The sequence below is a fragment of the Pantoea sp. PSNIH1 genome, assembly GCF_007680655.1.
GTDB classification, from domain to species: domain Bacteria; phylum Pseudomonadota; class Gammaproteobacteria; order Enterobacterales; family Enterobacteriaceae; genus Pantoea; species Pantoea eucrina.
Window position 1 is genome coordinate 118,445 of sequence record NZ_VEIP01000008.1, and the last position, 14,693, is coordinate 133,137.

Genomic DNA, 14,693 nt, shown 5'->3' on the forward strand with positions numbered 1-14,693 from the left:
TGCGAAACGCGATGACGCCGGCGCAGTGCGCGATGCGGGCAGGGGCGCATTAATGCGCCCCCTGCGATGCCCCGTAGGGGCGCCATTAATGGCGCCCTGGGTTAATGCGCGGGCGGAACGTGATGACGCCATTCATGGCGCCCGGGGTTAATCCGCGTGCGAAACGCGATGACGCCGGCGCGGTGCGGGCTGCGGCCAGGGACGCATTAATGCGCTCCCTACAATACCCCGTAGGGGCGCCATTAATGGCGCCCGGGGTTGGTACGCGTGCGGGACGTGATGACGCCATTCATGGCGCCTGAGTTGATGCGCGGGCGGAACGTGATGATGCCATTTATGGCGCCTGAGTTGATGCGCGGGCGGAACGTGATGATGCCATTTATGGTCAGGCGCGGTGCGCGATGCGGCCAGGGGCGCATTAATGCGCCCCCTGCGATGCCCCGTAGGGGCGCCATTAATGGCGCCCTGGGTTAATGCGCGGGCGAAACGTGATGACGCCATTTATGGCGCCCGGGTTAATCCGCGTGCGAAACGCGATGACGCCGGCGCGGTGCGGGCTGCGGCCAGGGACGCATTAATGCGCTCCCTGCGACGGAATTCCCGCCCGGGGGCGCCGGTTGATGCGTATACTCTGGCTTTGGCCTGCCTGGAGAGAAGATGGATCGACTTGATTGTGACCGGATGTTTGTCGCTGTACTGGAGACGGGCAGCTTTGCCGCTGCGGCGATGCGCCTTGGCGCCAGCAGCGGGCAGGCGTCAAAGCTGGTGTCGCGGCTTGAGCAGCTGCTGGGCGTTCAGCTGCTCAAACGTACCACGCGGGCGCTCTCTCCGACCGATGCGGGCCGCGCTTACTATGAACGCATTAAAACGCTGCTGGATGCGTTTGATGCGCTGGATGACGCTATGCGCGAAAATGCCAGCCTGCCCTCTGGCCGGCTGCGTATCAGCGCGCCTGGCACCTTTGGAACGGCGGTACTGGCACCGGTGCTGGTCGCGTTTGCCCGTCACTATCCGCTAATCGAGCTGGACGTCAGCTTTTCCGATCGCGCTGTCAATATCGTGGATGAAGGGTTCGATCTGGCGGTGCGCATCGGCCGCCTCGATGACAGCAGCCTGATCGCCCGGCGACTGGGCGACGTGCCGGTGTATATTGCCGCATCGCCGGCCTACCTGCTCCAGCATGGCACGCCACAGCACTGGCGCGATCTCGCCCGACACCAGTGCATCAGTGATACCAACTTTCGCGATCCGTGGAACTGGCCTTTTGTCACGGCTGCAGGCGACAGCGCCACGGTACCGATCCGCGGCCGCCTCTGTTTTTCCAACACCGAAGCGTGCCTGCACGCCGCCGTCGCCGGGCTCGGTATCGCCCGCCTGCCCGGCTTTATCGCCACGCCCGCTCTGCAGCGTCAGGAGATTGTTACGCTGCTGGCGGAGTTTGCGCCGCCGCCCATGGGGCTGTTTGCACTTTACCCCTCTGCCCGTTTTCTGGCGCAAAAAACCCGGCTGCTGATCGACTTTCTGGCCAGCCACTTCCTCCATCAGCCGCCCGCCTGATTACTTCCATTTCGGAAAGAATGAAAGCCGTTTTGCCTGGATTATCACCAGGCCTGCGGCGCGCTACTCTCTGCGCCCTGATTACACAGGAGCAGCGTTATGTTAGTGAATGGCAAATGGAGTGAAGCCTGGCATCCGGTACAGGCCACCGATCGGCAGGGTGGATTTGTACGACAGACCTCGCAGTTTCGTCACTGGATCAGTGCTGATGGCACAACCGAATTTGCCGCAGAGCCGGATCGCTACCATCTCTACGTGGCGCTGATCTGCCCGTGGGCATCGCGTACGCTGATTGCGCGCAGCCTGAAAGGTCTGGAACAGGTGATTACTGTTTCCGTGGTTGAACCGCAGCTGGGCAGCGCCGGCTGGCGCTTTGGCGATTATCCGGGGGCGCAGCGCGACACGCTGAACCAGGCTGAGTATCTGCATGAACTCTATACCCGCGCCGATGCCGCTTTTACCGGACGCGCCACCGTCCCGGTGCTGTGGGATAAAAAGACGCAGACTATCGTCAATAACGAGTCGGCCGATATTCTGCGCATGCTGAACAGCGGCTTTGGCGATCTGGCTGACGATCGCCTGGATCTCTATCCTGCCGATCTGCGCACGGAGATCGATGCGCTGAATGAAACGATCTACACCCGGTTAAATAATGGCGTTTATCGTACCGGCTTTGCCACTACCCAGGTAAGTTATCAGCAGGCTTTCAGCGACGTTTTTGCGCAGCTGGACGAGCTGGAAGCGCTGCTGAAAGATGGCCGTACCTTTGTGCTGGGCGAACGCCTGACTGAAACCGACATCCGGCTGTTTGTCACGCTGATTCGTTTTGACGCCGCCTACTATGGCCTGTTCAAATGCAACCTGCGTCGTCTGTGCGACTATCCGCTGCTGGATCGCTATCTGAAAAGCGTTCTGGCGGTCTCGGGCATACGACAGACGGTGAACATGGACCATATCAAACAGGGCTACTATTCGATTAACGCTCTGAATCCCAACGGCATCGTGCCCGCCGGGCCGGATATGGCAGCGTACGGTTTTTAAGGAGCAGGCATGGCAAAAGCACTGGTTATTTTTCTGCATGGCGTTGGCAGCAGCGGTGACGATCTGGCGGTGCTCGGGGAGCACTGGAGCGGGCTGCTGCCCGACGTGGCGTTTGCTTCCCCCGACGCGCCCTGGCCATTTGAGCATGCGATGGGCTATCAGTGGTTCAGCCTGACCGGCGTTACGCCGGAGAATCGTCCGGCGCGCGTGCGTGCGGCGCGCGATGCATTTGATGATACGCTGCAGCGCCTGATGGCGCAGCACGGCATGCCGGATGCCTGGGAAAACGTTATTCTGGTCGGCTTCTCGCAGGGATCGATCATGGCGCTGGATGCACTGGCTTCAGGACGCTACCCGCTGGCCGGCGTGGTGGCATTTTCCGGCCGGCTGGCATTCGACGAACCGCTAACCCCGCAGCCCTGCGCTTCCGCGCTGCTGATCCACGGCAAAGCGGATGAGGTGATCCCCTTCAGCGAAACAGCGTCCGCCGTCAGCCGGTTACAGGCGGCAGGCGTTAACGTAACGGCCGCTTTCGAAGCCACCACCGGCCACACCATCTCGCCGCAGGGCGCAAGAGAGGCGGTAACCTATATTGCGCAGTGCCTGCAGGATTAGCGCCAGCAGCGATTCAGCGCCTGCCAGGCGCGCCGTGCGCTCTCTGCCGCCGGCTGCGCTTTCAGCTGGTCATTGAATACTTCAATGCCAACCGGACCAGCATAACCGGCTCGCTGCAGGCGACTGACAAAGCTGGCCACATCAATAATGCCGTCGCCCGGCAGCAGCCGCTGGTGACGCGCATAGTCGCTCAGCGCCTGATTATTCTGCGGCGGCTGTTCAGCCATATCGCACAGCTGGACTTCATAGATACGGCTGGCCGGGATGCCCTCAAGGTGCGACGCGTCACCACCCAGCGCGCAGATATGAAACAGATCCACCACCAGGCCAACATTAGGCAGATCAAGACGCTGCAGGCGCTGCCAGGCAAGCGGCAGCGTATTGTCCACGCTACTCCACGCCATAGGCTCATACATGATGCGCATCTCATGGCGCGCCGCTTCCGCCGCCAGCCAGCGCAGATCGTCATCAATGCGTTCCGGGATGCAATCCTGTCGCGTGGTGGCAGGCGCCTGGATGGTGTCGCAGCCAATCGCACGCGCCAGCCGGATAAACTGCTGCAGCTCCTCACGCTTTTGCTGGCGCTCGCTGTCCGGCGCGCCGGTAAAATCGCGCAGCACCTGCAGATTAGTGAAACGGATCGCGGAGTGCGCTAAGTGCGCCGTCTCCATCTTTTCTACATCCTCGCGCCAGATTTCAGCCTGATCAAACCCTGCATCCTGCGCCGCGCGCAGCTTTGCTGCAGGCTCGCCCTGCAGCAGGACCAGATTAAGAAAAAGTGGATTGCCCGGCATGGTTACGCTCCTTTGCGTCTGAACAGAATCCTCCCTGACGGGCCGCTGGCGGGCGCTCAGCCGAGCAGGTTAACCACTGCAAAGCCCGCAAAGGTCATCAGCAGCGAACCCACGACATGCACCATCACGCTCGACATTGCCCACAGGTATTTACCTGATTGTAGCAGGCTGACAATTTCTGCTGAGAAGGTAGAAAACGTGGTCAGTCCGCCACACAGACCGGTGACGATCAGCAGTTTCCATGCCGGATCGAGCTGTGGGTAACGCATAAACCACGCCAGAGCGGCGCCAATAATGAAACCGCCCACCAGGTTGACGATCAGCGTGCCTGGCGGCAAATCAGGAAACAGCGCGTTAAAACGTAGCGAGATAAGCCAGCGCAGGGTGCAGCCAGCAGCTCCGCCGACGATTACGGCACACAGCGACTTCAGCATAATTTGATCTCCGGAATGAAGCGCGCGTAACGGCAGCAGGAAACGAAAAACGCCTGACCCGCCGCCCTCTCCGCGCAGGGATAAGCGTATAGTCAGGCGTCATCAGCCATCTGAAAACAGCGGCGGTTGGATCGGGTGGTACGCCATCACCCGTGCTGAGATAATACGCTATCGCCGGTAAACGATCACCCTGCCGGCAGCAGCGCCGGGTTACGGTCAGACCACCCGGTGACGCAGACGACCGATTTTTTCAATCTCCACTTCAATCTCATCACCCGGGAACATAAACAGCGGTGGCGTACGCTTTTTGCCGACGCCGCCGGGCGATCCGGTAATAATAACGTCTCCCGGCGAGAGCGGGCTAAACGCAGAGATATACTCAATAATTTTCGCCACCGGATGCACCATACTGGCCGTGGTGTCGTTCTGCACTTCGCGCTGGTTAAGCCAGGTTTTGATCGCCAGCTGCTGCGGATCGGGGATCTCATCAGCCGTGGTCATCCACGGGCCAAAGCCGCCGGTCTGCTGCCAGTTTTTTCCGGCGGTAAACCAGGTAAACTGCATATCGCGGACAGTGGCATCCATAAAGCAGCTATAGCCCGCCACATACGCCAGCGCGTCGCTTGCCGACACCTGCGAGGCGGCTTTGCCGATAATCACAGCCAGCTCGCCCTCGTAGTCAAATTCTGCGGTAGTCGCAGGCTTCAGCAGCGGCTGTTCGTGCGCCGCCAGTGAGTCAGCGAAACGGACAAACAGCGTGGGCGCTTCCAGCGTTTCCGCAAACTCTTTACGTTTATCGGCATAGTTCATGCCGACGCAGAAAACTTTTCCCGGCTGCTCAATGACCGGCAGAAAACGAATGGCACTAAACGCATGATCCGCTGGCAGATGCTCAAATGCGGCCAGATCGCTGATACCACCGCGCGCCAGCAGGGTTTTCAGGTCGGGACAGACGTCACCGAAGCGCAGCCCCAGATCGACCACACCCTCTTTCTGCACGATGCCATAGCTTTTGCGTGCACAATCAATCAGATAAAAACTGCAAAGCTGCATAACCGCCTCGTTATAATAAGAAATGGCGCGCAGCGTATCAAAAGCCAGCCAGAAATGCGGTATGACCTGCAAAGAAAGTGGTGAAGGTTTGTGTCAGTCTGCGTGCGGGAAAGGACAAAGATGAGAGGTGATAATCATCCTTCGATCCCTGAAGGCGATTATCGAGGGTAACTCTGGACGCTTAAGAAAGCGCGCCCGGCGGTACGTGTTTAAAGGTTGCGACATAGGCGCGAAACACATAACGGAAAAAAGCTTTCATGAAACACCTGACTCAAATATTGTTGAAAAATTACGCGCAAATTATAGCGGCAGCGCGTTTTTCATGCAATTTTATTTGAGCCAGATCACAAAATTAACGTTCAGCTCATCAATCCCAGATGCTCGATCAGAATCGTGCTGCCGATACAGATCAGGACCACACCTCCCAGCACTTCTGCCCACTTGCCCAGCACCGGGCCGATAAAGCGTCCCACCAGCACACCGGTTGTCGCCATCAGCGTGGTTGCAGCACCAATGGTCAGCGCGGTGAACAGGATATTAACCTGCAGGAAAGCGAGACCGACGCCGACGGCCAGCGCATCAAGGCTGGTGGCAACCGCCGTCAGCGCCAGCACCATAAAGCCGTGCTGCTGCGGCGCTTCGCAGGGCTCATCTGCTGTCTGGCGGAAACCTTCCATAATCATACGGCCGCCCAGTACGCTAAGCAGACCAAAGGCCACCCAGTGATCCCACGCCATGATGTAGTGACTGGCCGCCAGGCCGATTGCCCAGCCGATCAGCGGCGTCAGCATTTCGATGGCACCAAAAATCAGGCCAGTGCGTAAGGCTTCTTTTATTCCCGGACGGTGCAACGACGCACCTTTACCCAGTGCAGCGGCAAAGGCGTCCATTGACATGCCAAAAGCCAGGATCAGGGTTGCGATGAATGTCATGGGTTTTTAGCCAGTTAGCGAACAAATGCGTAAATCCTCTGCTTTGTTCGTATTAATAAGTCAGTCATAAAAAAGTGCGCGCAGTCTAGCATGCAAATACCCCAAAAAAAAGACAACAAAATCAGGGGTTTAAGTATAGCAAAGGCTATAACTCTTAACTGCCGCTATTTTTAACGCTAAGTTGATGGAATCGCAGAAATTTCCTGGCGTCATCTGATTCACAGATTGCACTGCCCGTCCCTTTTATGCGCTAATGCACGCGCAATATTGACAGGAAAAGAGCGATGAAAAACCCTTTCGAAACACTGATTATTCCAGGCGGGATCCTGCTGCTGGGCTTTCTTTCGGCGCTTCTGCTGCCCGCCCCCTCTTTTGGTCTGATATGGGCGCAGCGACTGCAGCAGAGCTTACACCTCCAGGATCTCAACCAGCTCTATACGCTGGTATTTTGCCTGTGGTTTTTGCTGCTTGGCACGCTGGAGTTTTTTGTTATCCGTTTTATCTGGCGTCGCTGGTTTCAGATGCGCTGACCCTTCTCTCAAACGCTTCGCCCGTTAAAATCAGAATCACAGAAATGTAACACTATTTTTACACAAACGGGCGACATATCACGCAACAAAAAATCCCCGTTTCCAGCTCACCATAAATATTTCTTATTATTCAGAATGTTATTTTGTGATACCTGTCACTGTTCAACTTTCAACCTCTGCGACCTCGTCACAATTACATAACATTGATATCTGCATAACCTGCTGATTAGCGGATAAAAATATCTTATAAGCTGCCGCTCAGGCTGATTAATTCTTATGCTGAATCATTTCGGCATTTAAAAAATAAACAAACGTTTAATTCCAATACGAGAATGTTATATTCAGAAGCATATGCATAACGTGTAGTTAACCGTTATCGCCCCATTGGCTTAACCTGAGTCTTAACCCTTTGAGATAGCGCAGCGCGCGTAAGCCGCGCGGCTATTTTGCCTGCCAACCTGTTGAGCTTCAGGTCAACAGAAGAGGAGATGTCGCCTCATGAGCAACACTGCGGTAAACCTGGCGCTGAGCAGCGCTGCAATGGATGGTGCAAAACGTCAGGAACGGAAAGAAGTTGATGTCCTGCTGATTGGCGCAGGCGTCATGAGCGCTACGCTCGGCACCTGGCTGCAGGAGCTGGAGCCAGACTGGTCCATTGAAATGGTTGAGCGTCTGAATGACGTCGCAGTGGAATCCTCTAACGGCTGGAATAATGCCGGTACCGGTCACGCCGCGCTGGCGGAGCTTAACTACACGCCGCAAAAGGCGGATGGTTCGATCGATATCGCTAAAGCAGTAGCCATCAACGAATCTTTCCAGATGTCGCGTCAGTTCTGGGCGCATCATGTGCAGAAAGGCAACCTGCAGGATCCCAAAAGCTTTATCCATACCACGCCACACATGAGTTTTGTCTGGGGTGACGCTAACGTCGACTTCCTGCGCAAGCGTTTCCAGGCGCTGCAGAAGAGCACGCTGTTCCGCGGTATGCACTATTCCGAAGATCGCGATCAGATTGCGCAGTGGATCCCGCTGGTGATGAAAGGACGCGATCCGCAGCAGAAGGTAGCCGCCACCTGGACCGATATGGGTACAGACGTCAACTTTGGTGAAGTGACGCGTCAGCTGATCGCCGCCCTGGAGAAAAAAACGCATTTCCGCCTGCGTATGCGGCAGGAAGTGCGTGACCTGGTGCGCCTGAACGATGGCCGCTGGCAGGTTACGCTGATGAACCTGGATACCAGTGAACAGCGCACCCTGATTACCCGCCAGCTGTTTATCGGTGCCGGCGGTGCGGCGCTGCCGCTGCTGCAGAAGTCAGGCATTCCTGAGGTCAAAGGTTACGCCGGCTTCCCGGTAGGCGGCTCTTTCCTTGTCACTGAAAATCCGGATGTGGTCGCGCAGCATATGGCCAAGGTCTACGGCAAAGCCAGCGTCGGCGCACCGCCTATGTCAGTGCCGCACGTTGATACGCGCGTGCTGGATGGCAAACAGGTGCTGCTGTTTGGCCCGTTCGCCACCTTCTCCACTAAGTTCCTGAAACAGGGTTCGCTGCTGGATATGTTTGGCGCGATGAACACCAGCAACCTGCTGCCGATGATGCAGGTCGGCCTGAAGAGTTTTGACCTGGTGAAATATCTGGTTGATCAGGTGCTGCAGAGCGATGCCGATCGCATGGAGGCGCTGCGCGCCTATGTGCCGCAGGCGAAACAGGAAGACTGGCGCCTGGTCACGGCGGGCCAGCGCGTGCAGATCATCAAAAATGATGAGCTGGAAGGCGGCGTGCTGCGCCTCGGCACTGAAGTGGTGACGTCTGCTGATGGCTCTATTTCTGCGCTGCTGGGCGCCTCACCAGGCGCATCGACCGCGCCACCGATTATGCTGGAGCTGATGGCAAAAGCTTTCCCTGAGCAGATGCGCTCACCGGAGTGGCAGACTAAAATCCGGGCCGTTATTCCGTCCTGGGGCCGCAAGCTCAATGGTGACGTGGCGCTGACTGAGAAAGTACTGGCCGATACCAGTCGCATACTGCAGCTGGAATATGAGCCGGTGATCACCTCGCACGCGGCAAACGACGAAGCGCGGATCACCGCTCACGTGGTCGGCAAATAGCTGACTGCTCAGGTGCGCCGCCCGGCGCACCTGCTCTATATTGCGCTCAGCGCGTCATACCCCATCCAGCCGGTCGTTGCCAGCAGCGATAGCGCCATCAGCGTGTTAAACAGGCGCCGCTTCCAGTGCGTCTGCAGGTACGTCCGCAGCCGATCGCCCAGCGCTGCCCAGAGCAGAATGCAGGGCAGATTGAGCGCGGCAAAACCGGTCAGCACCAGCCAGACGTTGCTGCTGCTGGCGTAAAGCAGCGCAACGTTTGTGACCATCAGCCAGGCCTTGGGATTAACCGCCTGAAAAGCCACGCCGCCCAGCAGCGTCATCGGACGCGGACGGGCGCTGGCCTGCGGCGCACCGGCGCGAAAAATTTTCCATGACAGCCACAGCAGATAGCCGCAGCCCGCCAGCGTCAGCGGCAGGCGTACGGCTGCCATCCACGTCAGCAGCAGCTCCAGCGCCACGCTTGCCAGCAGCATCTGCAGCGCGCAGCCGAGCAGTATACCGCCCAGCACTGGCAGCGTGCGACGAAAGCCGAAATTGACCCCTGATGTGGCCAGCAGCAGATTGTTCGGGCCGGGCGTAATAGACATGATGGTGACATAACTGAAAAAGGCGGGATCGAGCATAGACGTTCTCCGGACTGAATAAGCTGACTCCATCGTAATGCCGTCACCGCAATGGCAACAGAGACAGTAACTCAGTATTGTAATGGGTACAGTCATACTTTCTCTGCTTTGTACCTGTCACTTCCGGAGGCCATTGTGTCCCTCGCGTTTACTGACGATCAACCGCGCTACCAGCAGCTGGCAGCAAAATTTGCCGACGCTATTCATCAGGGTTCGCTGCGGCCGGGTGCCCGCCTGCCCGCTATCCGGCGAGTGGCGCAGTCGCACCAGCTCAGCGTAAATACCGTGATCAGCGCCTGGCAACTGTTGGAAGATCGCGGCCTGATTGAGGCGCGGCCGCAGTCAGGTTATTACGTTCGCGGCGTATTGCCTGCCGTTACGCTGCAGCCGCAGCCGCCCACCGCAGAGAGTGGCGATCCGGATGCACAGAAGCTGGCGCTGATTGAACAGGTTTTTGCCGCGCAGAATAATCCCGACTACACCAATATTTCGCTGGCCTGTCCGCAGGACAGTGAGCTTTTTCCTTCAGCGAAGCTGGGCCGTATCACCGCCGCGCTGATCCGGCGCCAGGGCGACATTATCGGTCGTTATGCGCTGCCTCCCGGCAGCGAGCGGCTGCGCGAGGAGATCGCCCGGCGCAGCGTGCATACCGGACTGAACCTTACCGCTCAGGCGATTACCCTGACCCACGGCTGCATGGAGGCGCTGCAGCTGGCGCTGCGCGCTGTCACGCAGCCCGGCGACTGTATCGGACTGGAATCCCCCACCTATTTTTTCCTGTTTCCGCTGCTCGCCTCGCTCGGACTGAAAGCGCTGGAGATCCCCACCGATCCGCAGCGCGGTCTTTCGCTGGACGCGCTGGAGATGCTGCTGCAGGAACAGCGCATTCAGGCGCTGATCGCTATGCCGGGCGCGCAAAACCCGCTGGGCTACGTGATGCCGCTGGAGAACAAAAAACGGCTCGCTGCGCTGATGAATCACTATCGCATTCCGCTGATTGAAGACGGGCTCTACGATGAATTGCAGTTTGACTGGCCGCTGTCACCGCCGGTTAAGGCGTTCGATCGCGATGGCTGGGTGATTTACTGCACCAGCTTTACCAAAACCGTGGCGCCTGATTTTCGTATCGGCTGGACCGCCGCGGGCCGGTTTCATGCCAGCATTGCGCGGCTGAAAGCGGTCTCGTCGATGACTGAATCGCGGCTGCTGAGCGAGACGCTGGCAGAGTTCCTCGCCAGCGGGGGGTACGATCATCATTTGCGCTCGCTGCGCCGGCGCTATGCGGCAAATCTGGATGCGGCGCGGGGCATTCTGGCGCGCCATTTTCCGCAGGGAACACGCGCCACGCTGCCGCGCGGTGGCTTTGTCTTCTGGGTCGAGCTGCCGGGTAAGATTGATACCGTGCTGCTGTTTAATCGTCTGCTGCAGGAGCAGATCTGCGTCACGCCAGGCGCGCTCTACACGCTGAGCGAACGCTACCGGCATGCGCTGCGCCTCTCCTGCTGTTATCCGTTCGACGCGCGTTACACCCGTGCCTTAGCGCGCACGGGTGTTCTGGCGTGCGAAATGAGCGGCATTGCCCCTGCTGCGTCTTAAGGCGTGCCGTTGCGTCCCCAGGTGGTAAATCCGGGGCGCTCGGTCAGCCGCTCATAGTAGGTCTGTATTGCCGGAAAATCGGGGTGATCCAGCGGCGTTTCAAACCAGCGGTTTACGGCCAGTCCAATGGGAATATCCGCCAGGCTAAAGTGACGCCCGGCCACATAGCGGCCCGATTTTTCCAGCTGCTGATTGAGTATCCCCATGGTGTGCGTCCAGCCTTTCACCGCTGCTGCGAGCAGACGGGGATCCTGATGCGCCGGTGAATTTCGTACCAGCGACATAAAGGCGTAGCGCCAGGAGGTGTTAAGCTCGGTAGCCTGCCAGTCGATCCACTGATCCACCGGCGCGCGTAAGCGCGGCTCCTCCGGATAGAGCCATGCACCACCGTAGCTGTTGGCCAGGTAGCGCAGAATAGCGTTGGATTCCCATATCACCAGCCCGTCGTCGATGATGACCGGCACCAGGGCGTTGGGGTTCAGCGCCATAAACTGCGGTGCATGCAGCGACAGACCCTCGTCGCCCCAGGCTTCATGCTTATAGGTGATATTCAGCTCAGCGCAGAGCCACAGCACCTTGCGCACGTTGATTGACGTTTTACGGCCTAAAATTTTTAACATCGCGGACTCCGCCTGCAGAATTATTAATCTATTCATAGCCCTGTTAGCGCGCTTTTACCATGCGCAGGGTATCATTCCACATATTGGCTGACAGAAAAGGAATTGTTATGAGAGTGGCGTTTAAACAGGTGGATGTCTTTACCGCAACGGCATTTCGGGGAAATCCGCTGGCCGTGATTATGGATGCACAGGGATTAGCTGACGAACAGATGGCAGCGATTGCGCGCTGGACCAATCTGTCAGAGACCACGTTTGTGCTACCGCCAGAGAGCAGCGCGGCGGACTATCGCATCCGCATTTTTACCCCTTCGGGTGAGCTGCCGTTTGCCGGTCACCCGACGCTGGGTACAGCCCATGCGCTGCTGGAAGCGGGCTGGCCGCGGAAAAACGCCGGCTGTATTGTTCAGGAGTGCGGCGTCGGACTGGTTGAGGTGCGTATCGCCGCCGATGGCGCACTGGCATTCGCTGCCCCTGCGGCAACCCTGACGCCGTTCAGCGATGCGCTGATGAGCCGCGCGCTTAACAGCGAGGCCTTTGATCTGACGCAGTCGCCTGCCGTAGCGGATATGGGTATTCGCTGGCTGCTGATCCCGCTCAGCAGCGCGCAGGCGGTCGTCGACGTCACGGCTTCCGTGGCCGATCTGCAGCAGCTGCAGCAGCGGGCGGGCGTCAGCGGCGCGCTGATTTTCGGCGCGCTGCCGCCGGGGGAACCGGAGCAGTATGAGGTCCGCGCGCTGCTTGTGGAGAATGGCAGCCTGACTGAAGATCCGGTCACCGGCAGCGCCAACGCCTGTCTGGCTCGCTACCTGGCGGCCCAGGGCCAGACGCGCAGCTACCGGGCGCGCCAGGGCAGCGCGATCCAGCGCAACGGCCGTATTGACGTTACCTATACGGAAGAGGCGATCTGGATCGGCGGCCAGACGGTAACGGTTATCGACGGTACCATCACGCTCTGACGCGCCGCTCTTACGTCAGCAGGCGATCACAACGCCTGACCGCCCGATGCTTCAATGCGCTGGGCGGTGATCCAGCCGCTCTCCTCGCTCAGCAGCATGCAGATAGCGTCCCCGATGTCGTCCGGCAGCCCGACCCGCCCCAGCGCGGTGACGGACGCAATCTGCGCGTTAAGTTCACGCGTATCGCGCACCCGTCCGCCGCCAAAGTCAGTCTCAATGGCGCCCGGTGCCAGAATATTGACGCGAATGCGGCGCGCGCCCAGCTCTTTCGCCTGATAGCGCGTCAGCACCTCCATGGCGCCTTTCATTGCGGCATAGGTTCCGGAGCCAGGCTGCGTGATACGGGTCAGCCCGCTGGAGATATTCAGAATACGGCCGCCGTCGTTCAGCAGCGGCAGCAGCGCCTGGGTCAGAAAAAACGGGCCTTTCAGGTGCACATTGACCAGCGCATCAAACTCCGCCTCGGTGGTATCGGTCAGCAGCTGATAGTGACCATGACCGGCGTTATTCACCAGAAAATCGAACCGGTCGCGCTGCCAGACGCGCTGCAGCGTCTGCGTAAGCTGTTGTGCAAAGGCAGCGAACTGGCTGCTGTCGCCAACGTCCAGCGGCAGCGCAGCCGCCTGCACGCCCAGCGCTTCGATCGCCTCTGCCACTTTCTGCGCTTCATCAGCGTGACTTCGGTAAGTAAACACAATATGCGTGCCGCGTGCGGCCAGTTTCAGGGCTGCATTACGTCCCAGGCCGCGGTTTCCGCCGGTAATCAGCGCTATTTTGTGACTCATAACTCTCTCCTGCTGAAAAAGTGAACTCCTGATAAAGATATTCAAACCGAAGTGATCTATAAACGCAGATAACTGCGCAGCACTGTTTCAATAACAACAACAATCGGTGAACAATATGGATAAAATTCATGCAATGCAGGTTTTTGTACGCGTTGCGGAGATGGGCAGTTTTACCCGCGCCGCTGAAAGTCTGGGTTTACCAAAAGGCAGCGTGTCGCGTCAGCTGCAGGCGCTGGAGAACCAGATGGGCACGCGCCTGCTGCATCGCACTACCCGGCGCGTGCACCTCACCCAGGATGGACTGGTCTATTACGATCGCTGCCTCGATCTGCTGTCGATGATGGAGGATATGGACAGTCTGTTTCAGCATGACCCGGCGACGCTGAGCGGCAAGCTGCGGGTCGATATGTCGGTGGCGATGGCCACCAGCTTTATTCTGCCGCGCCTGCCGGAGTTTCTGCAGCACTATCCCGGCGTTGAGATTGAGCTGAGCAGCAGCGATCGCCAGGTGGATGTGATTCGGGAGGGATTTGACTGCGTGGTGCGCGTGGGCGAGCTGAAAGATTCCGGTCTGATTGCACGAAAAATTGGCACCTATGCCTTGATCAACTGCGCCAGTCCCGACTACCTTTCCCGCTTTGGCCGTCCGATACGGCTGGAGGAGCTGTCGCAGCACGCCATGGTGCACTATACCCAGCAGCTGGGTCAGCCTGCGCCGGGATTTGAATATTTCGATGGCCGCCAGTGTCACTATGTGCAGACCGGCGGCGTGGTGACGGTAAACAGTACTGAAACCTACCGTGCCGCCTGCCTCGCCGGACTGGGCATTATTCAGGTGCCGGCAATGGGCGTTCAGCCGCTGCTGGAGTCGGGTCAGCTGGTGGAGGTGCTGCACGCTTTTCCGGCAAAACCGATGCCGATTACGCTGCTCTATCCGCACCGCCGCAACGTGGCGCGCCGCGTGCGGGTGTTTATGGAGTGGCTGAGCCAGGTGCTGCAGGAGTATGTCACCTGACACATCCGCCGCCGCCGTTATTTACGGTATATA

16 protein-coding genes and 1 riboswitch are annotated in these 14,693 nt (G+C 58.5%); of the genes, 8 read left to right on the plus strand and 8 right to left on the minus strand.

What is annotated here, in order from left to right; translation table 11 throughout:
- Nucleotides 1-242: 242 nt before the first annotated feature.
- Nucleotides 243-419, minus strand: coding sequence for a hypothetical protein (locus FS690_RS18400; RefSeq protein ID WP_186368995.1), 177 nt, complete (start codon nucleotides 417-419; stop codon nucleotides 243-245).
- Nucleotides 420-657: 238 nt separating this feature from the next.
- Between FS690_RS18400 and FS690_RS16245 the strand changes: the two genes are divergently transcribed.
- The 3 genes from FS690_RS16245 to FS690_RS16255 all read left to right on the plus strand — a co-directional run bounded on the left by FS690_RS16245 (nucleotide 658) and on the right by FS690_RS16255 (nucleotide 3,213).
- Nucleotides 658-1,557: a LysR family transcriptional regulator gene (locus FS690_RS16245; RefSeq protein ID WP_145339909.1), complete on the plus strand. Its 900-nt coding sequence runs from the start codon at nucleotides 658-660 to the stop codon at nucleotides 1,555-1,557.
- A 99-nt stretch (nucleotides 1,558-1,656) separates the two neighbouring features.
- On the plus strand, nucleotides 1,657-2,598 hold the full coding sequence (locus FS690_RS16250) for a glutathione S-transferase family protein (protein WP_039381074.1): 942 nt from the start codon (nucleotides 1,657-1,659) through the stop codon (nucleotides 2,596-2,598).
- Nucleotides 2,599-2,607: 9 nt separating this feature from the next.
- The gene (locus FS690_RS16255) at nucleotides 2,608-3,213 is read left to right on the plus strand and encodes an alpha/beta hydrolase (protein ID WP_094112041.1); all 606 of its coding nucleotides are present in this window, start codon (nucleotides 2,608-2,610) and stop codon (nucleotides 3,211-3,213) included.
- On the opposite strand, the gene FS690_RS16260 is transcribed toward FS690_RS16255, so the two are convergent.
- The 4 genes from FS690_RS16260 to mntP form a co-directional block, all read right to left on the minus strand.
- Nucleotides 3,210-4,007 carry a sugar phosphate isomerase/epimerase gene (locus FS690_RS16260; protein WP_071669260.1) on the minus strand — a complete coding sequence of 266 codons (798 nt, stop codon included), beginning with the start codon at nucleotides 4,005-4,007 and terminating at the stop codon, nucleotides 3,210-3,212. The genes FS690_RS16255 and FS690_RS16260 overlap by 4 nt on opposite strands.
- Before the next feature lie 56 nt (nucleotides 4,008-4,063).
- A complete protein-coding gene (gene crcB, locus FS690_RS16265) occupies nucleotides 4,064-4,441 on the minus strand; it encodes a fluoride efflux transporter CrcB (RefSeq protein WP_145339910.1) in 378 nt (125 codons plus the stop codon).
- An 86-nt stretch (nucleotides 4,442-4,527) separates the two neighbouring features.
- Nucleotides 4,528-4,601: riboswitch (Fluoride riboswitch) on the minus strand.
- Nucleotides 4,602-4,657: 56 nt separating this feature from the next.
- On the minus strand, nucleotides 4,658-5,494 hold the full coding sequence (locus tag FS690_RS16270; RefSeq protein ID WP_071669293.1) for a fumarylacetoacetate hydrolase family protein: 837 nt from the start codon (nucleotides 5,492-5,494) through the stop codon (nucleotides 4,658-4,660).
- Between the two features lie 359 nt (nucleotides 5,495-5,853).
- Complete coding sequence (gene mntP / locus FS690_RS16275; RefSeq protein ID WP_039381085.1) at nucleotides 5,854-6,426, minus strand: manganese efflux pump MntP; 573 nt, start codon at nucleotides 6,424-6,426, stop codon at nucleotides 5,854-5,856.
- A 284-nt stretch (nucleotides 6,427-6,710) separates the two neighbouring features.
- Here mntP and FS690_RS16280 point away from each other — a divergent pair, with 284 nt between their 5' ends.
- Together FS690_RS16280 and mqo are read left to right on the plus strand one after the other, a co-directional pair.
- On the plus strand, nucleotides 6,711-6,956 hold the full coding sequence (locus FS690_RS16280) for a DUF1158 domain-containing protein (RefSeq protein ID WP_039381087.1): 246 nt from the start codon (nucleotides 6,711-6,713) through the stop codon (nucleotides 6,954-6,956).
- Nucleotides 6,957-7,454: 498 nt separating this feature from the next.
- A complete protein-coding gene (mqo, locus tag FS690_RS16285; RefSeq protein WP_104085993.1) occupies nucleotides 7,455-9,065 on the plus strand; it encodes a malate dehydrogenase (quinone) in 1,611 nt (536 codons plus the stop codon).
- A 35-nt stretch (nucleotides 9,066-9,100) separates the two neighbouring features.
- On the opposite strand, the gene FS690_RS16290 is transcribed toward mqo, so the two are convergent.
- Entirely contained in the window at nucleotides 9,101-9,688 is a 588-nt protein-coding gene (locus FS690_RS16290) for a LysE family translocator (RefSeq protein WP_108570165.1), read from the minus strand.
- 135 nt (nucleotides 9,689-9,823) lie between these two features.
- Here FS690_RS16290 and FS690_RS16295 point away from each other — a divergent pair, with 135 nt between their 5' ends.
- On the plus strand, nucleotides 9,824-11,284 hold the full coding sequence (locus FS690_RS16295) for a PLP-dependent aminotransferase family protein (RefSeq protein WP_255471507.1): 1,461 nt from the start codon (nucleotides 9,824-9,826) through the stop codon (nucleotides 11,282-11,284).
- Here FS690_RS16295 and FS690_RS16300 read toward each other — a convergent pair.
- Nucleotides 11,281-11,904 carry a glutathione S-transferase family protein gene (locus FS690_RS16300; protein WP_039381100.1) on the minus strand — a complete coding sequence of 208 codons (624 nt, stop codon included), beginning with the start codon at nucleotides 11,902-11,904 and terminating at the stop codon, nucleotides 11,281-11,283. The genes FS690_RS16295 and FS690_RS16300 overlap by 4 nt on opposite strands.
- A 107-nt stretch (nucleotides 11,905-12,011) precedes the next feature.
- On the opposite strand from FS690_RS16300, the gene FS690_RS16305 reads away from it, so the two are divergent.
- Nucleotides 12,012-12,860 (plus strand): PhzF family phenazine biosynthesis protein, encoded by an 849-nt coding sequence (locus FS690_RS16305; RefSeq protein ID WP_039381103.1) that lies wholly within the window; start codon nucleotides 12,012-12,014, stop codon nucleotides 12,858-12,860.
- Nucleotides 12,861-12,886: 26 nt separating this feature from the next.
- On the opposite strand, the gene FS690_RS16310 is transcribed toward FS690_RS16305, so the two are convergent.
- Nucleotides 12,887-13,645, minus strand: a complete 759-nt coding sequence (locus FS690_RS16310; protein ID WP_104085989.1) for an SDR family NAD(P)-dependent oxidoreductase — start codon at nucleotides 13,643-13,645, stop codon at nucleotides 12,887-12,889.
- Between the two features lie 115 nt (nucleotides 13,646-13,760).
- On the opposite strand from FS690_RS16310, the gene FS690_RS16315 reads away from it, so the two are divergent.
- The gene (locus tag FS690_RS16315; RefSeq protein ID WP_104085988.1) at nucleotides 13,761-14,660 is read left to right on the plus strand and encodes a LysR family transcriptional regulator; all 900 of its coding nucleotides are present in this window, start codon (nucleotides 13,761-13,763) and stop codon (nucleotides 14,658-14,660) included.
- Nucleotides 14,661-14,693: the final 33 nt, after the last annotated feature.